This window comes from Bacteroidota bacterium (assembly GCA_016711505.1).
Classification (GTDB): domain Bacteria; phylum Bacteroidota; class Bacteroidia; order AKYH767-A; family 2013-40CM-41-45; genus JADKIH01.
Genome location: JADJSV010000012.1, coordinates 1 through 17,207 on the forward strand (window position 1 = coordinate 1; position 17,207 = coordinate 17,207).

Here is a 17,207-nt window from a genome sequence, read left to right on the forward strand (position 1 = left end):
TCGATCCTGAGGTTCTGGAGGCAATGCTTCCTTTCTTCAATCAGCATTTCGGGAATGCAGCAAGCCGTTCGCATGCATATGGCTGGATAGCTGATGAAGCTGTAAAAATTCCCGTTCTGTTATTGCAGATTATATCGGTGCAGAGGAAAATGAAATTGTTTTACCAGGGCTCTACTGAAGCAATTAATCTTGCCATTAAGGAGTCGCTGAAGCCTATGTTACAAAACGCAAACACATAATTACACTTGCCACTGAACACAAAGCAGTTCTAGATACATGCAAACACCTTGAATCTCTTGGGCACAGAGATCACTGTACTTCCTGTTCTTGAAGATGGCATGCTCGACCTTAACGTTTAGATCGGAGTATTCGCAACGATACCATTCTTGTTTGCGCTATGCTTGCAAATAATGACTGGCGTAATCCTACCAATTGACCAGATCGCAGACATTGTTCATTCGAAAAATTCAATTCTGTTTTGTGATGCAACTCAGGCCGGTGGAAAGATCCGTAGCGATGTTTCAGAATTGAAAGCTGATCTGCTTTGTTTATCTGCACACAAAATGTACGGACCAAAAGGTATCGGGATGTTGTATGTGAGAAGAAAAAATCCGCGGGTTACACTTATTGCTCAGATCGATGGTGGTGGACATGAACGTAACCTCCGCAGTGGCACAGTGAATGTTCCGGGAATTGTTGGTTTTGCAAAAGCCTGCGAACTGGCCAGGAAAGAATTCATGCAAATGAATGGAACGATTTCAATTTTAAGAACACGCCTCGAACAGGAACTTTGTGATCTAGGAGCATCGATCAATGGTAATATCAAACATCGTTTACCAAATACATCCAACCTGACATTCCCGGGAAGAAAAGCAGATGAAATTATGAAGGCTCTTCCGAATATTGCAATGGCAACAGGCAGCGCATGTTCTTCAGCATTACCGGAACCTTCACATGTGTTGACTGCAATGGGATTGAAGGAGAAAGATGCGTATGCTTCGATTCGATTTTCTTTGGGGAGATTTACAAGTGGAGAAGAAATAGAAAAAGTAATCAGGATGTTTGAATCTCACTTGAGCAATCACTGAATCTCATCTATGCATTTTAATAAATTTCTCCTGATAAATACCAGCTTCTGTTTTTATTTTCATGATGAACAATCCCGGTAAAAAGTCAGTAACATTTATATAGATAGCTTCTGTTTCATCATAATTTTGTTCAAAAACTAAATGTCCTATCAGATCAAATATTTTACGCTTTCCATTTTTCCTTTTTCTGACTTGATATACATATCAGAAAACCTACCGGGTTAGGATATATGTAAATGTTATCATCAGAAATAATATCATTTCTATCAACCGTAGTTTCAATTTCAAGAATTACAGTATTGGTGGCAATTGGCAAATTATAATCAAAATAAATATGAGCAGTGTTTTTAATTAATGTACACTTCCGGTAAATTCTGATCTTCTGATCCTGTAAACAATATGTCCATGGCTAAGTTCTTCATTGGTAAAGCTATCAGCCAGATTGATATTATTATAATTAAAGCGAAGAATATTGCGGGTAAAGTTGCGTTACAACATCATGACTTGAATAAATTAATTCGAAACTCTGTGGATCCAGATTCATATCAATTGTGTCAACGATAAAAATATTTTCTGCAGACGCATTTCCTGTATTCTGAAAATTGATCGTATAAGTAAATTCATAAACAGAAGTATCTGCGTATTCCGGGAAAACCAGTTTGTTATTCGGATCAAACGAAGTCCTGACAGGCGTGCATTCTGAAATAAAATTATTAGTGGTGTCGGAATCAGCAAAAGGCTCCACCGACAATTGATAACATACTGTATCCGTTATTCCTGCTGTAGTATCCGTATTACTTTTAAGGAAAAAGACCGCCACGGGTCACGACAGAAATATCAGGAACCGTCCAACGGATGGTATCACCCGAAATTATATCGGGTGTAAGTGCTCCCCGGTGAAGGAAGGATACTTGAAAAAGGACCCCTGCAATATTACTGTAACGACAGCTGTATCATTGTAGCATTTCATTCCATATATTGAAAAGCTTCTCCGGCTCTGAAATAAACAGTTGTTTGTCTTCCCGGAATAAATGGCGAAAACCATAATACCACCGGCAAACAAATCAAAATCCGATTACACTTTACACCAAATTCCAATGAATCTGATAATGAATCACCCGGCGTCAGGCTTACATTTAAAATTCCATTTGAAGGACATTAATAAAACTTAACGAAGAATTTGTTGTATCAATTCTGACTTCATAATCTCCTACCGGTACACGAAATGAAAAAGTTCCGTATTGATTTGTATATGAAATTTGTTTTAATATTCCTGCAGAGTCAAGTCTGACAGGAATATTTTCCAAAGACGATTCCAAAGATTCTTTAACACAATTTGCATTCTGATCATCATAAACAGAACCCTGAATATTCCATCGGATGACGCAACCGTCGGAAGGCTGACAAAGCGGTAATTGATTAATAGTGCCACCATTGGTTATATAATTGGGAATGCAATTTATATTGGAATTATTAACAGTAATATTTCCTACAAATGTTATCGGAGGTAAACAAGTAAGCGGACAATTGCTAAGATCGATATTGTACATTGAGTCCGGTAAATAATCCAGTTCTGAAAGGTCAGAACTTTGCGCCTGCAAATAACCTAATGTAGAAGGAACATGTGGTAAAATCGAAATTCTCGAATTGGACATAAACAAAGCTTCAAGGTTTTCCGGCAATGACGGAAGCGAAGTTAAAATTGTATTATCCATCATAAGTGTCGTCAGCATTCGAGGGAGAGAATCTATGTTTACGATTTGTGTGTTACTTATATTGAGGTATTGAAGCGAATTATTTAACTGAGGAAGATATCTCAAACTATCCAGATCTATCGCAAGACGTTCAAGCTGCGCAGGCAATTCCGGAAGTGTATCAATAAGATTATCTCCGATATAGATCACTTTTAATGAATCAGGAAATGAGGGAATCTGGGTGATCCTGTTATCGCCCAGAGATAAATATTGCAATGAATCAGGCAAAGCCGGCAGAGAATTTATAATGCAATTTGAAGCATTTAAATATTCCAATCCTTGAGGAAGAGCCGGAAGAGAGGTAAGTGGATTTGCAAATACTTCCAAGTGAACCATGAATCAGGCAATGATGGAAGTATATTGATCCAGTTATGTGAAATATTTAAGTTGAGGAGTGGGGACGGAAAAGCAGGGATTGAACTAATCTGATTATATGACAAATTTGCCTCTTCAAGTACCGTAGAAAATAGACAGCAACATCAGGAATTCTGTTATGAGCTGCAATCCAGATACTTTTAAAAATTACCGCCCGCTGACATTGGAACTTGCATATTAATTAACTTGTTAACTGCAATTGAGGTATTCAATGGATGCAAGGTAATCTAGATCAGTAATATTGTTGTATGAACAATCCAGCTTTCAGGTTTGCCGGCATATACTGTAGATACGTTAAATTATTCCTCTGCAATAAAATTCTTCAAGATTTGGAAAATACTGAAGACCTTCTATAATATTAATTCCCGATAGAGAACAATCCATAATGGTTATATTGGAGAGTGCCGGACAGGTAGTATCCAGCGAATCATTGGCAATACATGATGACAATCCGGATGCAAGGAGATGATTTCTCCATAATGTATCCTGCAGAAAAATCTTCTGGCAAAGCGCATTACCCGAACACACCATTAAGAATATCAATATTAAATATAATCTGAAATTTTTCATTGCCATTGTAGTTAAAATAATAAATGTAATACAAAATTCATCTCCTGAAAACAGATAAGTGTTACAATGTATCGATTTTTTGAAAACCTGATTTAATATTTGGCCAACTAATCTGTTTGTGTTGTAAATAATTAACAGGTAAGGTTAAAAAAGTTTCCTTTATTACAACCTGATAAAATTGGCATCTGCCAATCTCTTCCAACTCAAGAATAATAATTCAGGCTTTAGGTTTAGATTTTATTGCTTCATTTTTTTAAGACTTAGATCACTAAAAGTTAGCTTAGTATTGAATTTCCTTCGTCCGATATAGATAAAAATCCGGAAGATTAAATATATTCGCAGCCTACATGAACAATCTCTAACTACCGATCACTTGAATCTACTAAATAGACTAAAAAGACTTTTACCCGAAGGCTTAATAATTTTTGCGCTCATTTTATCGATCAATAATTATTTTGGAAATGAATCAAAGGTCATAAAATCGGATGGAGATGGATACTACGACTACCTTCCTGCTTTAATGATCTATGGCGATCTGCCCAAAGCCACAGACTCTATCGCCTCTGAACGGATCCGGAATAATGGGGTTTACATTTCTTATAAAGACCATAAATTAAATAAATATCCTTGCGGAACTGCGACATTAATGTTGCCGTTTTTGTCTATGCCCATTTAACTGCACCCATGGGATTTTCAAATGATGGATTTACACTTCCTTATCAGAGAGCCGTCTTTATGCTGCAGTCGTTTATCTGTTGTTGGCCCTGGTTTTCTTACGAAAGCTCTTACTACTTTATAATACATCGCGAACGAATATTTTTCTGATCCAATGTCTGGTTGTTTTTTCAACCTCAATAATCAATTACATTTATTACGACCCCTCATTTAGTCACGTGTATTCATTTTTTGCGATTACTGCATTCTTGTATTTTGTGAAAGCATATTTTACCGATAAAAAGCAAAGTCACTTTCTGTGGGCATGTTTGTTTTTCGGATTGATTTTTATTCTTCGCCAATTGAATATTCTTATACTTTTCTTTATCCCGTTTCTCGCAGGCTCACCTGAAGAGCTCAAAGGTTTTTTTATGCGACTCTTCAAAGATCTGTGGTTTACATTCAAAGGTTTAATATTATTTTTAATCGTTGTATCAATTCAACTTTATTTCTGGCATTGGCAAACGGAGAATGGTTAGTTTACCCTTATCAATCCGAGTCTTTTAATTTTCTCAAGCCTGCATTCATGGATATTTTATTCAGCTACAGAAAAGGGTTATTCATTTATACACCCCGTTCTTTTTTGTCGCTGTTTGCATTGTTCATTTATATAAAGAAGAAAAAAATATTATTTACTCATTACCTGGTCTGCTTTCTTTCTTTTTTTTAACTTATGTACTCTCTTCTTCATGGTGGAGCTGGTTTTATGGTATGAGCTACGGATTAAGAGCGTATATCGATTTTTACACAGTGTTCTGCATCTTACTTGCAGTTTTACTCGAATCAAAAAACGACTTGTGATAATTCCGGCAGTGCTATTGTTACTGCTCACAATACCGGTGAATCTGATCCAGACTCTTCAGTATAAAAAGCAGATCCTTCATTGGGATAGTATGGATAAACAAAATACTGGACGATCTTTTTTGGAAACAAAGCATCAATTCAATGGAATGGTATGGAAAAGGAATTTGTTTTTTCAGAGGAGAAAACTAAACAACTGTACACATCAGCCACCGGAGACAAACGGGCAAAATCCAATTCATCTGTGGAAGTATATTTTCAGAATGCAGCACAGATCCTTGATTTCGAAAAAAACAAATATCATTCAGGTCAGTTTTAAAACAATTTTTCTCCGAAGGAAGATGCTTCCATTGAGCTAACTGTTAAAGGACATGATTAGTGGTGAAATAGCTTATAGCCATAGTGTTCCCTTAATTCACTTTCAGGAAAAGGTTTAAATACAGAGCAAACAGGAGTTTTCAATTACGAAGTACCAACAATGACAGCTGAAAACAAAGAGTATCGTTAAAAGTCTTTACGAAAGAGGAAATTGCTGAATTGAAGGATTTAAAAATTAGTTACATAAATTATAAATACTGACAAAAAAAGTTTTAAAGTAATACTTATTTTAGTATTTAAACACCGACGACAAGAGTTAAACGTAAACTCTTTGTCTCTTGTTTAAGATTCGCATTATGATTTCCATTTTAAAACCAGTAACAGTGAAATCCAGTCTTTCGTCATATGCAATTCTTGTCAGCGTGATCGTTTGCTTTATCATCAATTTCAGCTTTGATAGATTCCAGAAAACCAAAGATGTAATCAAGTACGATATTGTAACATATTACGAATATCTTCCTTTGATATTTATTTATGATGACATCCGGGTAGAAAACACTATGGCACTGAAGAAACTAAAGCCTGTGTTATCTGGACAGTTCCGACACCCGAAGGAAAAGTGTTATTAAAATGACAATGGGATTGTCTATCCTCTACTCCCCGTTTTTCTTTAGCTCACCTAATAGCTCAACCATTTGGCTATCCGGCTGACGGATATTCGCAACCATATATACAACTCCTTTGTTTGAGCACTATTTTTATTTACTGCTGGGAATGTACTACCTGAAAAAAATTCTACAACACTATTTATTTTCAGATTCAACGATAGCCATAACCATTTTGTTTATGGGAATAGGAACGAATATTTTATGCTACGCTTCACAATCAGCGCCAATGCCACATGTTTATTTGTTTTGTATGATCGCCATTTTCTTTTACTATACAACACAATGGAATCATACTCCAACAATAAAAAACTCCCTTTTGATTGGCCTTACATCGGGCTTGATTTCTTTGATCCGGCCATCTGACATTATCATTGTATTACTCTTTGCGCTTTACGGCGTAACCGGTCTGAAAGATTTGAGGTCGCGTGCGGCTTTTTTAAGAAAAAACTTTTATGATCGTACTGATAATTTTTTCTGCCTTTCTAGTCTGGCTTCCTCAATTTATTTATTGGAAAATTGCAACAGGCCATTTTATATACTATTCTTACAACAATGAAAGATTCTATTTACGCAACCTCGAATTATAGAAGGACTTTTCAGTTTCAGAAAAGGCTGGCTGCTTTACACTCCAATGATGCTTTTTGCATTTGCCGGTCTGTTTTTACTGAAAGATGAACTGAAAAAAATTCAAACGGGAATCTGGCTATTTATTCTCCTGAATATCTACATCACTTTTTCATGGTGGTGTTGGTGGTATGGCGGAGCTTTCGGCATGAGAAGTATGATCGATAGTTATGCAATTATGGCTTTACCACTGGCATCTACAGTAAACTACTTCAGAAACAAAAAGAGATTAGTACGCATTTTATTCTTCTCATCAGCCATCTTTTGTCGTGCTGAATATTTTCCAGACGTACCAATACGAAAAAAAAGAATTCTCCGATATGATGGGATCAACAGAAAAACTTTATTTCAAGATCTTTGGAAAACAACTTATAAACCCGGAGTACGATGAGCTTGCAACACAAATCGATGCCCGCGAAGCCGTTCTTGGCCGTAATAGTATATATATGAACCTTCACCTGTATATCCTTCCTTTCGAGTGAAGATTCGGTTTACATTCAATCACAATCAGGAAGATATCTCACATTGAGTTCAGATGAAAACAAGATCGAATTGTTGGCCGAAAATTCGAGACCGGTGAAAAAGGAGATCTTTGTATTTAAAAACTTCAAAATGATCTATGTGCTATCTCTGCACAAAATCATATGTATATTTCAGCTAATCTATACAAAAATGGTGAAGTCAGAGCAGAGGAAGAATCAATGTTAATATGGGAAACTTTTTCACTTATAAAAGTCGATAAATTCATTCGCTTTAAAGGCATCAAATGGAAAATATATTTCTGTTTCGAAAAATTCATTCCGACTCATTGCAAAAGCGATACAATCGAGATTCTGAAAATTTCATTTGCTGAAGACAAAATAGCCTGACAAGAGAAAATAAAATGCAGCACAGATACCCTCTTTCTTTGTCAACTATTTTTCTTCTGACAATATTTACAAGTACTAAACTAATTATCAGATGGCCTCTGCCTTCTCTCACGCCTTGCAGCTTTTGCAATCGGCAAATCAACACTAAAAAGTCCTCAATCAAAATTGCAGTACTCGGAATGCTTTGCGCAATTTTCCGGACATCGATGTCCTGAGCTTTTATTTTGGAATCCCTTATGAATCTTCTGGAAATATCGTGGATTCATTCATTCAATACCATTTGCACTTATCCTTTCACTTCGATCACAACTTTATTCTTCCGGTCGGAAAATATTTTTCAAGATCGTGGTACAGCTTGGTTGTCTTCTTTTTTATTGCAACCGTTTCACATGGAGTTTTAGATGCAATTACTAACGGCGGACTGGGAGTTGCTTTCTTTTCTCCATTTGATAATAACAGATATTTCTTTCCATGGCGTCCTGTACAGGTTTCACCTGTAAACGTCCATAGCTTTTTTAGTGAATGGGGAATCAGAGTATTGAAAAGTGAGTTTGTTTATATCTGGATTCCATCGATCATGCTCATGGTTATTTCGAAATCAGTTGCAAAAAAATAAACTCTTTTTTCAAACACAAGTATCTATGCAAAGAAAAACGTTGAGAACCCAAAGGGTTTTAAACAGTCTTTTCAAGTACTACCTTGAATGCTGTAAACTTATAAACTCAACGCTATGAAAACAAATGTAGAAATGTTCTCTGAGAAAGTCAATCAATTGTATGTTGGATTAGATGTACACAAAAATCAATGGTCAGTTTGTATGCGGACGGAGGAATTTGAACACAAAACCTTTACTCAGCCACCAAATCCTGAGATTTTGTACGATTACATCCAAAAGAATTTTTCAAGTTATCAAGTTATATGTGCTTACGAAGCCGGTTTCTGCGGTTACTGGATCAGTGAACAGTTAAAATCGTATGGTTTTGAATGCTTGGTATTAAATGCAGTTGATATTCCCGGAAGCGATAAAGACATCCAAAGAAAAACCGATCGTGTTGATTGCAGGAAAATAGCCCATGAATTAAGCAAAGGTGAAGTACAGGGAATCTTTCAACCAGACAGAGCACAACAAGGATTTCGAAACTTGTTTCGTCAGCGAAATAAATTAGTAAAACAATTGAGGTTGTAAAAAACAATATTCGTTCTCTTCTTTTTTAACGGGACTCAAATCGAAAAGGAATACGAGAATGGAAATTGAGTCTTTCGTTTAGAAAATGGTTGCAAGCAATACCAATGGATACAAATACTAATCGCCTAAGTCTTGATTCCATGTTACGTCGATTGGACTTTTTGCAGCAAGAATATTTAGTAGTAGTAAAACAATTGTTATCCTACGTGCAAAACTAATCACAAGGAGAATTATAAATTATTGAACACTATTCCCGGCATAGGCAAGATTGTTTCTATCGCTTTACTATGCGAAATAGGAGATGTCAATAGATTTAAGAGAGTAGATGAATTCTGTAGTTACATGGGATTAGTACCCAACATATATCAATCAGGAGACAAATTAAGAGTACGAGGACTAACCAAACGATGTCAATCAGTTCTACGTTCGTATATAATTGAAGCTGCCTGGACTGCAGTTAGAAAAGATCCCGAATTAATTGAGTATTACAAAAGACATGTTGGAAAAAAAGTAACAGGGAAAATAATAGTAAAGGTTGCAAGAAAATTATTGGTAAGAATCTATTATACATTAAAATTTAAGCGACCATATATTATAAATTACAATCAGATCAATCCAAAATAAAGTGACCGCAATTAGTGAACTGCAGCGCCTTCATGGAAGACTGCTCACACAAGTAGGCGGCCTTTATTATTACAATTAATAAATGCTTGCAGCTTCAAAACGATGACTGCTTATTGGAGTTTACCCAACTAGGTATGGATTGCTGATCTTATTAATTGCCAGAAAAACGCTTCACACGAGGCCTGGCCATGTTTTTTCCGGCAATTAACAAGACACCATCAAATAATAAATTTTTAAAATAATTTGGATAAATTCTTTCATTGGAGTTCACTAAAATTTGTCACAAGAACACTGATGCTACCCTTAAATCAACCTGATGTGCTCTTGTGCTGACTTTTAGTGATCTCGTATGTTTGAAAAATAAAACACAAAGTTCACTAAAATTCGTCACAAGAACACATAATTGAAACTTCACTTATGCTCTTGTGCCAAAAACTTAGTGATCTTAGTGTTAAATTAAGCAGCAACATTTTAGAAGCACAAGTGCAATCAAGGTTGATCAGAAACAATAGCCAATCGATATTCCCCCAAACCTGTGACTTAATCCTGATATGAACTCCTTCGAAACATAAGACTGAAAATATTCCAGAACCACTTTTCTGATCTTGATATTAATTCCCAGGGTATGTTGCACTTTAAATAAATTTATCTCTTCTGAAGAAAGTACATATTCGCTTTTTTTATTGAAAATTCCACCGCTCAAAGTTGAATTGTAAAAATTACAATTTAGAGTGCTTTTTCCAAACAAAAATATAGTGGATTTTTTATCAGAAGTTTCATAGAACTTTCCTGATTTAATTTGCACACCGGCTGCAACATCATCACGCAATGTACCTGCATTAACAGTCCCAACTCCTGCAAAGTGAAATTTTCCCGGAACCTTAATGATCATTCTTTCATAATTCAACTGGTAGTTCAAAAGAAAATCATTCCTAATCTGATGATCCCAACCTAAAGGTAAAAGATTCTCCAGCCACGTATGTATAGAAGTCTGCATCTCTTTGCCAAATGCCGCCGGACCAATAAAACCCAAAGAAATGGATGAACTCACTACACTTCCGGATTTGGAATCGTAGGATCTTACGTAAGATTTAAAAAGCAAAAATGCAGAGAACGGATGATCGCCATAAAGTATCTCATCATGACGAATGGAAGAAGGCGTAAAAACATTATGCTCTATCGATAAACCATATACCCTTTGCAAGGATGAACCTTTTACCAGTAGAAAATTCAAAGGATTATTCTTTAATCCGGGTGATTGAAATTCGAGGTTAATACCTTGTGTGTAATAATAATCCTGGGCCGTAAAAAAGTCGTTGTCGTAATAAAACCTCACCCCTTTATCAGATCCAATTTCACGAAGTGAGGTCACATTATCGATATTTTGTCCGTTTACACCATGAGAAAAGATGATGAATAGAATTAACAATCGATGGATTGGATTTTGCATACTATCTTTTAAATTTATACTTTAAAAACAAAAACATGAGCCAGGCATTTGTAAAAGAAGAAGACGGACAATGGTTGCACGATATCGCTCCAACTATGCCCGCTTTACTAAATTACCTCAGTCGTGAGAACAATGGTATTACCATCTACGAAAAATCAAATCATACGGATCCTCTGACAGGAAAAGAAGTTTTTACTATGAGCAATGGATTGGCTTATACTATTGGACCAGAGGGGAAATGGGAGATGGTGGATTGAAACTAGGTCAAAGGTCAGAGGTCACGGTGCTTACAAGTAAACAGCGTGACCTCTGACCTTTGACCTTTGACCTCTTTTAAAACATCTTCTTCAATCCACCCATCAGATCATCAACACCTTTTCCGCCTGAAAGAGAACCAACGATATCTTTCAAATCAAAACTTTTATCATTGGGATCGTTTGTTTTTGAAACGAAGGCGCCCATTACTTTTGGAATTAGAGATTGTACGATGCTATTTGCCTGTTCAGGACTGATGCCAAATTTCGATGCAAGATTTTTTGCAACGCTTGCACTGATGTTTTGTATCATTGGATTGTTTGCTGTATTTCCTCCGCTGAACATAGATGTAAGTTGACTTATTCCACCACTGGCAACGGTCGACTTCAATTGGTCCATTATTCCTGTGGTAGCTTCTTTTATTGCAGCATCATTGTGCTGATTGGGAATTGCAGGATTGTCTACGATTGCAGAGCCGGCGTGTTCTTTTACGAGGTTGAGGAGATTTTCGAACATGATGTTTTTGGATTTATGTAAGTGAAGATAATCAATTTACTATTTACAAAGTGATGTGTAATTTTAAATGCATTACTTTATTTTTTTAAAACACTGAGAACACAAGAGGTCAGGAAGTTTTGCAACAACCTATTCTTAAATTTCCATATTGTCTATCAATCGAACATTTCCACAAAAAACAGCAGCGAAGATCCTGGCTTTTTTTGAATCATCATTTTCTGAAATCGGTTGCAGGTCACTTGCATCTGCGATCTCGAGATATTCTACTTTCAGTGGCGGGTGCGAATTGATTGTATCGATTGCATTTTTCAATGCTACACTTGCACCTAACTTCTTATGGTTATCGCGGACATACTTCATCGCTTTGTAGATCTGCGTTGCTGTTTCTCTTTCTTCAGGAGACAATCTTAAATTTCGCGAACTCATTGCCAGACCACTTTCTTCACGCATTGTTTCACAACCGATAATTTCGATTGGGTAATGAAGTGCGCCTGTCATTTTCCTGATCACTGCCAGCTGCTGATAATCCTTTTCTCCGAAATAGGCTTTTTGCGGCTGAACGATTTCAAACAATCTTGAAACCACCTGTACCACTCCTTTGAAATGACCGGGACGGTGAGCACCTTCCAGTACATGCTCCAGCTTTCCCAGGTCGATCTCTTTACCTTCCTGCAAACCGTGAGTATAAATTTCGTCAACGGAAGGCTCAAATAATAAGTCAGCACCTGCAGCCTTTAATTTTCTGTGATCATCTTCAGGTGTTCTTGGGTAATTCTTCAGATCTTCAGGATTATTGAATTGTGTTGGATTAACAAAAATGCTCACAATTACCAGATCGTTTTCCCGTTTGGCCTTTTCTACCAAAGAAATATGTCCGGCATGAAGCGCCCCCATTGTAGGAACAAAACCCAGCTTAAGTCCACTTTCACGTTGTTTTGCAATAAAACGAACGATTTCCTGAGTTTTGGTATAGATCAGCATCTTTTATAATCAATTTTAATTTTAATAATCATTAAGCACAAAATGATAAGAATTCCTCCTTAGTAATCAACTAGTTAGATGCAGTTACTTCATTTTAACTGTCACCTTCTTCAAGGATTACCGTTAAAACCACTTGCAGATTTGAAGAACTGCTCTATATTCACTATCTTTGCGTCAAATTTATAAATCCAATCTCAAGAATGAAGAAAGCGAAAGTTTTATTTATTTCACAGGAAATTACACCGTTCCTTGAGTTGACTGAAATTTCGAAAATTGCCCGATTCCTTCCCCAAGGAATTCAGGAAAAAGGAAAAGAGATCAGAACATTCATGCCACGCTTTGGACTGATCAATGAAAGAAGAAATCAGTTACATGAAGTAATTCGTCTTTCAGGAATGAATCTTATCATCGACGATTCAGATCATCCATTAATTATCAAAGTTGCTTCTATCCAGAGTGCGCGGATGCAGGTTTACTTTATCGATAATGACGAGTATTTCCAACGAAAATCAATCTTCCGCGATGCGAAGAAAAAATTCCACAAAGACAATGAAGACCGTATGGTATTCTTCTGTCGTGGAGTATTAGAAACCGTTAAAAAACTGGGCTGGGCTCCCGATGTTATCCACTGTCATGGCTGGATGACCTCTCTGATCCCTTTCTTTGTTAAAACCGGTTACAAAGACGATCCGATGTTTAAGAACAGTCGTGTTGTTTACTCTTCTTACTATCAGGATCTGGACGATACAATGAGTCCAAACCTTATCAAGAAGTTGAAAATGGACGGCGTAACTGCTGAAGATTCGAAACTTTACAAAGAACCTTCTATGGTAAATGTAAATCTTGCAGCTATGAAGTTGTGTGATGGAATTATCAAAGGTTGTGATGGTAAAAACGCAGTATTAGATACATATCTGAAAAAAGCCGGTAAGCCTGTATTGGATTATCAGAATTTTGAAGATGAAAGCGCTTTCGTAGCGGCCTGCTCTGATTTTTATGATGAACTTTTAGAACAAGAACCTGTTCTTGCTGAATAAACTATGAATCAAAAATTTCCGGATGCCTCCCCATCTAAAGGAAATCTTGTAAACAACAATTTACAGAACCTTACGAATTCAAATAAAAAGACTTCCTCTACCCTTTGGTGGAGGAAATCTTTTTTAATAATTCAACCTATATTGGTTGGAATACTCCTTTTTTCAGGATGTAAAGATCCTGATGAACTGGGTTTGAATGTGCTTCCACCCGGAGACCAGTTACAAACTGAGTTTTCGGATACAAGTACGTTGATCACAACTATTCTTCTTGAAGACTCCCTGCAGACTGACGAACTTTCGCTGCAATTACTGGGATGCATCAACGACCCGACATTTGGAATTGCAAATGCTTCGATCTATACTCAGGTTAATCTTGCCGGTACTCCTGCATTTGGTACAAATCCGATTGCAGATTCACTGGTACTTGTTCTTGGCTACAATAGCATCTATGGCGATTCATCAGAGGCTCAATCGGTAAATGTTTATCATCTTACCTCAGACATGAGCATTGACAGTACTTATTACTCTTACTCGACCTTTGCATATGATCCGACATCAGTTGGTAGCACTACTTACCTTCCTTCATTGAAGAATGTAGTTCTCGATTCAGATACAGCAACTAAACTGGCACCTCATCTCAGAATAAAATTAGATAATTCGTTGGCCGATCTTATTCTATCACAAAACGGATTAAGTACATTGAACAGTAATGCTGAATGGCTTGCTTTTTTCAAAGGATTAAAAATCGAAGCAGGATCATCAGTAACTTCCGGTAAAGGAGCAGTTTCAGCGTTGAACTTCTTCAATTCCACCATGACACTTTATTTCCATAATGACACTGTACCTAAAAAATACAATTTCTCCCTTGTTAATGCACGGGTAAATAATTTCACACATAACCTTGCCGGATCAGTTGTCGAACCTTACGTAAATACAGGCACAACAGATTCTCTTTGTTTTGTACAAGGAATGGCAGGAGTTAAGACTAAGATTTCAATGCCTCATTTGAAACATTTTAACGACTTAGGCAGTATTGTAGTAAATAAAGCAGAGTTATATATCACTGCTCAAAGTAATGTACCGGCATTATATCCTGTTCCGTCACGTTTATTCCTGACAACAAAATCTGACGCCGGATCAATCTTGTTTCCAATCGACTATTACGAATCGAGCGGATACTTTGGGGGAGATTATAATACGTCTACGAACGCTTACGTATTCAATATCGCACGACAAGTTCAGGGTATCCTGGATGGAACATATAGCAGCACTGATTTTTATCTCGTTGTTGCCAGTGCAGGTGTCGTTCCTAACAGAGTCGTAATTGGAAGTAGTACGAATGCTGATTACAAATTGAAGTTATCTGTTTACTACACCAAAATAAATTAATTACACACCATGTGCGGAATCGTTGCATACATAGGACACCGTGAAGCCTATCCTATCATTATTAAAGGACTTCAAAGACTTGAATATCGTGGATATGATAGTGCAGGTGTTGCCATTTTAAATGGAGACCTGAAAGTTTACAAGAAAGCCGGAAAGGTAAGTGACCTTAACGACTTTGTTAAAGGAAAAGATGTTGTCGGAAAGATCGGAATGGGACATACCCGTTGGGCTACCCATGGAGAACCGAATGACAGAAATGCTCACCCGCATTATTCTCAATCATCGAAGTTTGCAATCATTCATAACGGAATCATTGAAAACTACTCTTCCATCAAGGCTGAGTTAATTAAACGCGGACATACTTTCAATAGCGATACCGACACAGAAGTTCTTATTCACCTGATAGAAGATATCCATGAAAATGGAAATGTTAGTCTTGAAGAAGCTGTACGTTTAGCATTAGGCGAAGTAATCGGTGCTTATGCAATCGTCGTTCTTTCGAAAGACAATCCGAATGAATTGATCTGTGCACGTAAAGGCAGTCCGATCGTTTTAGGAGTCGGTAAAAACAAAGACGAATATTTTGTTGCATCTGATGCAACACCGATCATTGAATATACAAACAATGTAATTTATCTGAATGATGGCGAAGTTGCTTACATCAAAGATGGCAAGCTGACTGTAAAGACTATCGAAAATCAGGTAAAGACACCATATATCCACGAACTTGAAATGAAACTTGAACAGCTTGAAAAAGGCGGTTACGAGCATTTCATGTTAAAAGAGATCTACGAACAACCACGTTCGATCTGGGATAGTATGCGCGGACGTATCGATGCCAAAAAGGGCTTCTTACGTTTGGGTGGTATTGCTGAATACGAAAATAAATTTGTTAAGGCTAAACGTATTGTCATCATCGGATGCGGAACTTCATGGCATGCCGGATTAGTTGCAGAATATCTGATCGAAGATCTTGCACGTATTCCTGTTGAAGTTGAATATGCATCTGAATTCCGTTACAGAAATCCTGTAATCTATGAAGATGATATTGTGATCCCGATTTCTCAGTCTGGAGAAACTGCAGATACGCTTGCCGCAATTGAATTAGCAAAATCAAAAGGTGCAACTATATTCGGTGTATGTAATGTTGTCGGATCATCGATCCCGCGTGCTACACATGCCGGTGCATATACGCATGCCGGTCCTGAGATCGGTGTTGCTTCCACAAAAGCATTTACAGCACAGGTTACCGTTCTTACTTTAATGGCTCTTCAAATGGCTCGTTCAAGAGGAACCATTACTGATTCCCGTTTTCATCAATTGCTGAATGAGCTTGAAGCAATTCCTGCAAAAGTTGAACGTGCATTACTTGCCAATGATGCTATCAAATTATTAGCTGAACGTTTTAAAGACGCTCCGAATGCATTGTACCTTGGTCGTGGTTACGGATTCCCTGTAGCGCTTGAAGGTGCATTAAAGCTGAAAGAAATCTCTTACATACACGCTGAAGGTTATCCTGCTGCCGAAATGAAACACGGTCCGATCGCTTTGATCGACGAAGAAATGCCGGTAGTTGTGATTGCAACCAAGAATGAGACTTATGAAAAAGTAGTTAGTAACATTCAGGAAGTAAAAGCCCGTAAAGGTATTGTGATAGCCATTATCACCGAAGGTGATGAGACTGTAAAAGGTATGGCAGATTATTGTATCGAAGTTCCTGAAACCGATGATATCTTAGTTCCATTGATCTCTGTTGTTCCACTTCAATTGCTTTCTTATCACATTGCAGTGTTAAGAGGATGTAATGTTGATCAGCCGAGGAATCTTGCGAAGTCAGTGACGGTGGAGTAATCGTCTTTGAACATATTTAAAAATCCCGCTTTGAAATTTCAGAGCGGGATTTTTTTTGACATGCAAATTCAGGCTATTGGTCAAAAGTCAAAAAATAAACACAAGACCACAAGTCCACAAGAAGAACACGGAATATT

General features: G+C 37.1%; 19 protein-coding genes and 1 pseudogene. 13 read left to right on the forward strand and 7 right to left on the reverse strand.

Going from position 1 to position 17,207, the window contains the following annotated elements:
- Positions 1-1,088 (forward strand): annotated as a pseudogene (locus IPL24_12405) (aminotransferase class V-fold PLP-dependent enzyme).
- A gap of 3 nt (positions 1,089-1,091) precedes the next feature.
- Here the strand turns inward: IPL24_12405 and IPL24_12410 are convergent.
- The 4 genes from IPL24_12410 to IPL24_12425 form a co-directional block, all read right to left on the reverse strand.
- Positions 1,092-1,250 (reverse strand): T9SS type A sorting domain-containing protein, encoded by a 159-nt coding sequence (locus IPL24_12410; protein ID MBK8364434.1) that lies wholly within the window; start codon positions 1,248-1,250, stop codon positions 1,092-1,094.
- Positions 1,251-1,545: 295 nt separating this feature from the next.
- Positions 1,546-1,908: a hypothetical protein gene (locus tag IPL24_12415; GenBank protein MBK8364435.1), complete on the reverse strand. Its 363-nt coding sequence runs from the start codon at positions 1,906-1,908 to the stop codon at positions 1,546-1,548.
- A gap of 316 nt (positions 1,909-2,224) precedes the next feature.
- On the reverse strand, positions 2,225-3,169 hold the full coding sequence (locus IPL24_12420) for a hypothetical protein (GenBank protein ID MBK8364436.1): 945 nt from the start codon (positions 3,167-3,169) through the stop codon (positions 2,225-2,227).
- Positions 3,170-3,511: 342 nt separating this feature from the next.
- Positions 3,512-3,787: a hypothetical protein gene (locus IPL24_12425; GenBank protein MBK8364437.1), complete on the reverse strand. Its 276-nt coding sequence runs from the start codon at positions 3,785-3,787 to the stop codon at positions 3,512-3,514.
- A 373-nt stretch (positions 3,788-4,160) separates the two neighbouring features.
- Here IPL24_12425 and IPL24_12430 point away from each other — a divergent pair, with 373 nt between their 5' ends.
- The 8 genes from IPL24_12430 to IPL24_12465 all read left to right on the forward strand — a co-directional run bounded on the left by IPL24_12430 (position 4,161) and on the right by IPL24_12465 (position 9,591).
- Positions 4,161-4,463, forward strand: a complete 303-nt coding sequence (locus IPL24_12430; protein ID MBK8364438.1) for a hypothetical protein — start codon at positions 4,161-4,163, stop codon at positions 4,461-4,463.
- 993 nt (positions 4,464-5,456) lie between these two features.
- Entirely contained in the window at positions 5,457-5,621 is a 165-nt protein-coding gene (locus IPL24_12435) for a hypothetical protein (protein ID MBK8364439.1), read from the forward strand.
- A gap of 382 nt (positions 5,622-6,003) precedes the next feature.
- Complete coding sequence (locus tag IPL24_12440) at positions 6,004-6,249, forward strand: hypothetical protein (protein ID MBK8364440.1); 246 nt, start codon at positions 6,004-6,006, stop codon at positions 6,247-6,249.
- 145 nt (positions 6,250-6,394) lie between these two features.
- The gene (locus tag IPL24_12445; protein ID MBK8364441.1) at positions 6,395-6,844 is read left to right on the forward strand and encodes a hypothetical protein; all 450 of its coding nucleotides are present in this window, start codon (positions 6,395-6,397) and stop codon (positions 6,842-6,844) included.
- A gap of 78 nt (positions 6,845-6,922) precedes the next feature.
- The gene (locus IPL24_12450) at positions 6,923-7,303 is read left to right on the forward strand and encodes a hypothetical protein (GenBank protein MBK8364442.1); all 381 of its coding nucleotides are present in this window, start codon (positions 6,923-6,925) and stop codon (positions 7,301-7,303) included.
- Positions 7,304-8,037: 734 nt separating this feature from the next.
- Complete coding sequence (locus IPL24_12455; protein ID MBK8364443.1) at positions 8,038-8,397, forward strand: metal-dependent hydrolase; 360 nt, start codon at positions 8,038-8,040, stop codon at positions 8,395-8,397.
- A 114-nt stretch (positions 8,398-8,511) separates the two neighbouring features.
- On the forward strand, positions 8,512-8,967 hold the full coding sequence (locus tag IPL24_12460; protein MBK8364444.1) for a transposase: 456 nt from the start codon (positions 8,512-8,514) through the stop codon (positions 8,965-8,967).
- A gap of 240 nt (positions 8,968-9,207) precedes the next feature.
- The gene (locus tag IPL24_12465; GenBank protein ID MBK8364445.1) at positions 9,208-9,591 is read left to right on the forward strand and encodes an IS110 family transposase; all 384 of its coding nucleotides are present in this window, start codon (positions 9,208-9,210) and stop codon (positions 9,589-9,591) included.
- A 499-nt stretch (positions 9,592-10,090) separates the two neighbouring features.
- On the opposite strand, the gene IPL24_12470 is transcribed toward IPL24_12465, so the two are convergent.
- On the reverse strand, positions 10,091-11,041 hold the full coding sequence (locus IPL24_12470) for a lipid A deacylase LpxR family protein (protein MBK8364446.1): 951 nt from the start codon (positions 11,039-11,041) through the stop codon (positions 10,091-10,093).
- A 35-nt stretch (positions 11,042-11,076) separates the two neighbouring features.
- On the opposite strand from IPL24_12470, the gene IPL24_12475 reads away from it, so the two are divergent.
- Complete coding sequence (locus IPL24_12475) at positions 11,077-11,298, forward strand: hypothetical protein (protein MBK8364447.1); 222 nt, start codon at positions 11,077-11,079, stop codon at positions 11,296-11,298.
- Positions 11,299-11,374: 76 nt separating this feature from the next.
- Here the strand turns inward: IPL24_12475 and IPL24_12480 are convergent, their stop codons facing one another.
- Together IPL24_12480 and IPL24_12485 are read right to left on the reverse strand one after the other, a co-directional pair.
- A complete protein-coding gene (locus IPL24_12480) occupies positions 11,375-11,812 on the reverse strand; it encodes a DUF937 domain-containing protein (protein ID MBK8364448.1) in 438 nt (145 codons plus the stop codon).
- Positions 11,813-11,947: 135 nt separating this feature from the next.
- Positions 11,948-12,793 carry a pantoate--beta-alanine ligase gene (locus tag IPL24_12485; protein MBK8364449.1) on the reverse strand — a complete coding sequence of 282 codons (846 nt, stop codon included), beginning with the start codon at positions 12,791-12,793 and terminating at the stop codon, positions 11,948-11,950.
- Between the two features lie 200 nt (positions 12,794-12,993).
- On the opposite strand from IPL24_12485, the gene IPL24_12490 reads away from it, so the two are divergent.
- Genes IPL24_12490 through glmS form a run of 3 tightly spaced genes read left to right on the forward strand, consistent with a single transcriptional unit; the run spans position 12,994 to position 17,070 of the window.
- Positions 12,994-13,830: a glycogen/starch synthase gene (locus IPL24_12490; protein ID MBK8364450.1), complete on the forward strand. Its 837-nt coding sequence runs from the start codon at positions 12,994-12,996 to the stop codon at positions 13,828-13,830.
- 3 nt (positions 13,831-13,833) lie between these two features.
- Positions 13,834-15,219 (forward strand): DUF4270 domain-containing protein, encoded by a 1,386-nt coding sequence (locus IPL24_12495; GenBank protein MBK8364451.1) that lies wholly within the window; start codon positions 13,834-13,836, stop codon positions 15,217-15,219.
- A 9-nt stretch (positions 15,220-15,228) separates the two neighbouring features.
- Positions 15,229-17,070 (forward strand): glutamine--fructose-6-phosphate transaminase (isomerizing), encoded by a 1,842-nt coding sequence (gene glmS, locus IPL24_12500; GenBank protein ID MBK8364452.1) that lies wholly within the window; start codon positions 15,229-15,231, stop codon positions 17,068-17,070.
- Positions 17,071-17,207 lie beyond the last annotated feature (137 nt).